Consider the following 4,704-nt stretch of genomic DNA (forward strand, 5'->3'; position numbering starts at 1 on the left):
GGCGGTGTCATGCTGGGTCCCACCGGGCCGGTGCGGTGCGTTGGGTCGTCGGCGGGAGGAGGTGCCGCGGTGGGCTCTGATCGGGAGCTCGTCTCGCCCGACGCCGAGGGCGACGAGCTGCAGATCGAGGCGGCGCTCAGGCCCAAGCGGCTCGGTGAGTTCATCGGCCAGGGCCGGGTGCGCGAGCAGCTCTCCCTCGTGCTCGAAAGCGCGTTGCGGCGGCAGCGGCCCCCCGACCACGTGCTGATGAGCGGCTCTCCCGGGCTCGGCAAGACGACTCTGGCGATGATCATCGCGGCCGAGCTGAACGCGCCGTTGAGGATCACCTCGGGTCCGGCCCTCGAACGCGCGGGCGACCTCGCGGCCATCCTGTCGACACTGGCCGAGGGCGAGGTGCTGTTCATCGACGAGATCCACCGGATGGCCAGGCCCGCCGAGGAGATGCTCTACCTCGCGATGGAGGACTTCCGGGTCGACATCGTCGTCGGCAAGGGCCCGGGGGCCACCGCCATCCCGCTCGACATCGCGCCGTTCACCCTGGTCGGTGCCACGACCAGGGCCGGGCTGCTGCCCGCGCCGCTGCGCGACAGGTTCGGCTTCACCGCTCACATGGACTTCTACGAGGTCGGCGAGCTGGAGCAGGTGCTCTATCGATCGGCGAAGCTGCTGGGCGTCGGCCTGCCGGACGACGGCGCCCACGAGATCGCCAGGCGGTCGAGGGGCACGCCCCGCATCGCCAACCGGCTGCTGCGGCGGGTGCGCGACTTCGCCGACGTGCGCGCCGACGGGGTGATCAACCGGGAGATCGCGGCGGCGGCGCTCAACCTTTATGAAGTTGACGCAGAAGGGCTCGACCGGCTCGACAGAGCGGTGCTCGGCGCGCTGCTGAAGAAGTTCGGCGGCGGTCCCGTGGGGTTGTCGACCCTCGCGGTCGCCGTGGGCGAGGAGCCCGAGACGGTCGAAGTGGTGGCCGAGCCGTTCCTCGTACGCCAAGGTCTGCTGGCCAGAACGCCGCGCGGCCGGGTCGCGACCGTGGCCGCGTGGACCCATCTCGGCATGACCCCACCACCGGACGCATTCGGAGCGCCGCTTTTCGACTGATCACAAAACGGTTGCAACCGTTTCAATATGGGAACTTCCCCGCGCGCCGAAACGCTGCTTCGTTGCCGCGTTTCGCAACAAGCGCCTACACTCCGTGGCTTGGCTGGCTGTGTAGGCTGACGGCCCGAGTGGCGCGGTCCGACGCGACGCACGGAATTTCCGGCGCGAGGCCGGTGTCAACTCCTTGTACGACAATGGAAGGTCGCCCCTTATGGACATGGGACAACTCGGAAGCATCCTGCCGCTGATTCTCTTGGTGGTGGTGTTTTACTTCCTGCTGATCCGCCCTCAGCGCAAGCGCCAGCAAGAGGCGGTCAAGATGCAGAACTCCCTCACTCCGGGTACGCGCGTCATGACCACGACGGGCCTGTTCGGCACGGTCGTCACGGTGGACAATGAGGACGTCGTTCTCGAGGTCGCCCCCGGTGTCGAGACCCGCTGGGTGAAGGCCGCCATCGGCCGAGTCGTCACGCCCGGCGACGCCCCCGCAGGTGACGAGGCCACCGAGGTCGCCACGTCCGAGGAGGACAGGAACGAGTCCGAGGCCGCCGTGGATCGCAACGGAGACCAGGGCTCCAGCACCAAGAAGTCCTGACTAAGCTTCTGCGACAAACCTCTATCTGAAAGAACTGACGACCAGTGGCCCGACCGACCAGCCGCCACAGCCGACCGGGGCGTACGCTCCTGGTGCTTCTGGCGCTCATCCTCGCCCTGGGCGGGACGATGTTCCTGCAGCAGGCGTACACGCCCAAGCTGGGGCTCGACCTCGCCGGCGGCACGACGGTGACTCTGTCGCCCGTGACCCAGAACAACGCGGCTCCTCCGGAGGAGATCCTTGACCGGGCGGTCAACATCATCCGCGACCGGGTCAACGGCACCGGCATCTCCGACGCGGAGGTCGCCAAGTCCGGCGACAACATCATCATCTCCATTCCGGGTGTCGGTCAGAACGAGGCCATCAAGCTGGTCGCGACCACCGCGGAGCTGCGTTTCCGCCAGGTGCTCGCCATGGAGGCCACGCAGGCCCCGGCGGACCTGGCCACCAACGCGCCGACGCCGAGCGCCTCTCCCTCGGGCGCCACGTCGGGTGAGCCTTCCGACTCGCCGGCTGAGTCTTCGGCTTCCGACCCGGCCAAGCCGCAGGCCTCCGAGCCCGTCAGGCCGCCGACGTCCCCGGCGAGCGGTGCGCCGCAGCCGAGCACGTCGCCCACGGGCAAGGCGTTGTCGTCGGCGCTGACCGCGCCGACGCCGAGCACGTCGGCCGAGCCTTCCGCCAGCCCGAAGGGGCAGGACAAACGGGGCACCAAGGACGGGAAGTCCACGCCCGCGCCGAGCGACGACCCCAGCCAGCCCCCGGCGGACGACCCCGCCACCGCGGGCCTGAACACCGAGGGCATCGACCCCGCGGTGCTGGCCCAGTTCAAGAAGCTCAACTGCGCCGACCCCGCCAACCGCGGGCAGGGCGTCCAGGACGACCCCAACAAGCAGTACGCCGGCTGCGAGAGCGACGGCAGCTTCAAGTACGTCCTCGACGTCGCCAAGGTCGTCGGCACCGACATCGACACCGCCTCGGCGGGCGTCCGCCAGGGCACCACGGAGTGGGTCGTTCAGCTCGACTTCAAGAGCAAGGGCGCCGGCGAGTGGAGCAAGCTCACCACCGCCGCTTACAACTCCCAGGAACCGCGCAACAAGGTCGCGGTCGTGCTCGACGGCGTCGTCATCACCGCCCCCAACATCATCAGCCCGATCCCGGGGGGCCGCGCGGAGATCACCGGCGGCTTCGACCAGGCCAGCGCCACCACACTGGCCGACCAGCTCAAGTACGGTGCGCTGCCGCTGAAGTTCCAGCGCAGCTCCGTCGACACCGTCTCCTCGACCCTCGGCCAGGACCAGCTCGAAGGCGGCCTGGTCGCCGGCCTGATCGGCCTGGTCCTGGTGGTCGTCTACTGCATGCTCTACTACCGCGGCCTCGGCGTCGTGGCGGTGCTGAGCCTCGTGGTGGCCACGGTCATCACGTACACGTCGGTGGTGGTGCTCGGGCACAACGCCGGCTTCCGCCTCTCGCTGCCCCACATCATCGGCCTGGTCGTCTCCATCGGCATCACCGCCGACTCCTTCATCGTCTACTTCGAACGCATACGCGACGAGATGAAGGAAGGGCGGCGAACCCTCCGCTCGGCCGTCGAGGTGGCCTGGGTCCGTGCCAGGCGCACCATCCTGATCGCCGACGCCGTCATGTTCATCGCCGCGGTCGTCCTGTACTTCCTGGCGGTGGGCGGCGTCGCCGGGTTCGCGTTCGCGATGGGTCTGACCACGCTGATCGACGTCGTGGTGGTGTTCCTGTTCACCAAGCCGTTCATCGCTTCGCTGGCGAGGATGAAGTTCTTCGCCAAGGGGCACCCGCTGTCCGGCCTCGACGCCGAGCGTATGAGCGAGGTCGGCTCGACCGGCCGCACGACCACTCCGCAGGAGGCCTGAGATGGGACTGGGGCGTCGCCTCTACCGCGGCGAGATCGACGTGGACTTCGTCGGCAAATGGCGGCTGTGGTACAGCCTGTCCGGCCTGCTGCTCGCCGTCTCGCTGGCCGGAATGCTGTTCAACGGGCTCAACCTGGGCGTCGAGTTCAAGGGCGGCACGATCTTCTCGTTCAAGTCCCAGCAGGCCACGGTCGAGCAGGTGCGCGAGTCCGTGCTCGACCAGGGCGTGCACCAGGTGATCGTCCAGCAGGCGGGCACCGACGGCTGGCGGGCCACCACCGAGAGCCTGCCGGAGGACACCCGCGTCCAGGTGCAGGGCGAGATCGCCAAGGACTTCGGGGTTCCGGTCGACCAGGTGAGCATCCAGGCCATCGGCCCGTCCTGGGGGGGTGAGGTCTCCCAGCAAGCCTGGATCGGCCTGGGCGTGTTCATGCTGGCGATCATCCTGTACCTGTCGATGGCGTTCGAGCCGAAGATGGCGCTGGCCGCGATCGTCGCGCTCATCCACGACCTGGTCATCACGGCCGGCGTCTACGCCTGGTCGGGCTTCGAGGTCACGCCCGCGACGCTGCTGGGCTTCCTGACCATCCTCGGCTACTCGCTCTACGACGCGGTCGTGGTGTTCGACATGATCAAGGAGGTCACGGCCAAGCTGGGGCACACGTCCAAGCAGACCTACTCGATGGCCGCCAACAACGCGCTCAACCACACGCTGATCCGGTCGCTGAACACCTCGCTGGTCGCGATCCTGCCGGTGGCCGCGATCCTGTTCATCGGCACCACGCTGCTCGGCGCGGGCACGCTGAAGGACCTGTCGTTGTCCCTGTTCGTCGGCATGATCGTGGGCACCTACTCCTCGTTGTGCGTCGCCACGCCGCTGCTGGTGACGCTGAAGGAACGCGAGCCGCGCTACCAGGCCATCGCCAAGCGGCTGGCCTCCACGGGCGGCGGTGCCAAGACAGCGAAGAAGGGCGCCAAGACCGCCGCGGCCAAGGGCTGACCCACCCGCCTCCCACGACGCCCCTGCCCCGCACCGGGCGGGGGCGTCGTCGTGTCCGCGCTCGCGAGGCCGGGTCCATGGGTTCCCCCAGGGGCTCCATCCCTGGCAAGAGGCCGGTGCGGGCC

Annotated in this window: 4 protein-coding genes; all 4 read left to right on the forward strand. The window is 68.8% G+C overall.

The annotated features are described in order from the left end of the window. Nucleotides 1-69 precede the first annotated feature (69 nt). Nucleotides 70-1,101: a Holliday junction branch migration DNA helicase RuvB gene (ruvB, locus tag GUY59_RS46055; RefSeq protein ID WP_138208673.1), complete on the forward strand. Its 1,032-nt coding sequence runs from the start codon at nucleotides 70-72 to the stop codon at nucleotides 1,099-1,101. Nucleotides 1,102-1,318: 217 nt separating this feature from the next. Beyond that, complete coding sequence (gene yajC, locus GUY59_RS46060; RefSeq protein ID WP_236668146.1) at nucleotides 1,319-1,696, forward strand: preprotein translocase subunit YajC; 378 nt, start codon at nucleotides 1,319-1,321, stop codon at nucleotides 1,694-1,696. 92 nt (nucleotides 1,697-1,788) lie between these two features. Next, nucleotides 1,789-3,579, forward strand: a complete 1,791-nt coding sequence (gene secD, locus GUY59_RS46065) for a protein translocase subunit SecD (RefSeq protein ID WP_138208672.1) — start codon at nucleotides 1,789-1,791, stop codon at nucleotides 3,577-3,579. 1 nt (nucleotide 3,580) lies between these two features. Next, complete coding sequence (secF, locus tag GUY59_RS46070) at nucleotides 3,581-4,579, forward strand: protein translocase subunit SecF (RefSeq protein WP_138208671.1); 999 nt, start codon at nucleotides 3,581-3,583, stop codon at nucleotides 4,577-4,579. The last annotated feature ends 125 nt before the right edge of the window (nucleotides 4,580-4,704 follow it).

This window comes from Nonomuraea sp. K271 (assembly GCF_009908215.1).
Classification (GTDB): Bacteria; Actinomycetota; Actinomycetes; order Streptosporangiales; family Streptosporangiaceae; genus Nonomuraea; species Nonomuraea longispora.

Excerpts from the sequence above, each read along its gene's own strand:
- yajC (WP_236668146.1), top strand. The coding sequence starts at position 1,319 with ATGGGACAACTCGGAAGCATCCTGCCGCTGATTCTCTTGGTGGTGGTG.
- secF (WP_138208671.1), top strand. The coding sequence starts at position 3,581 with ATGGGACTGGGGCGTCGCCTCTACCGCGGCGAGATCGACGTGGACTTC.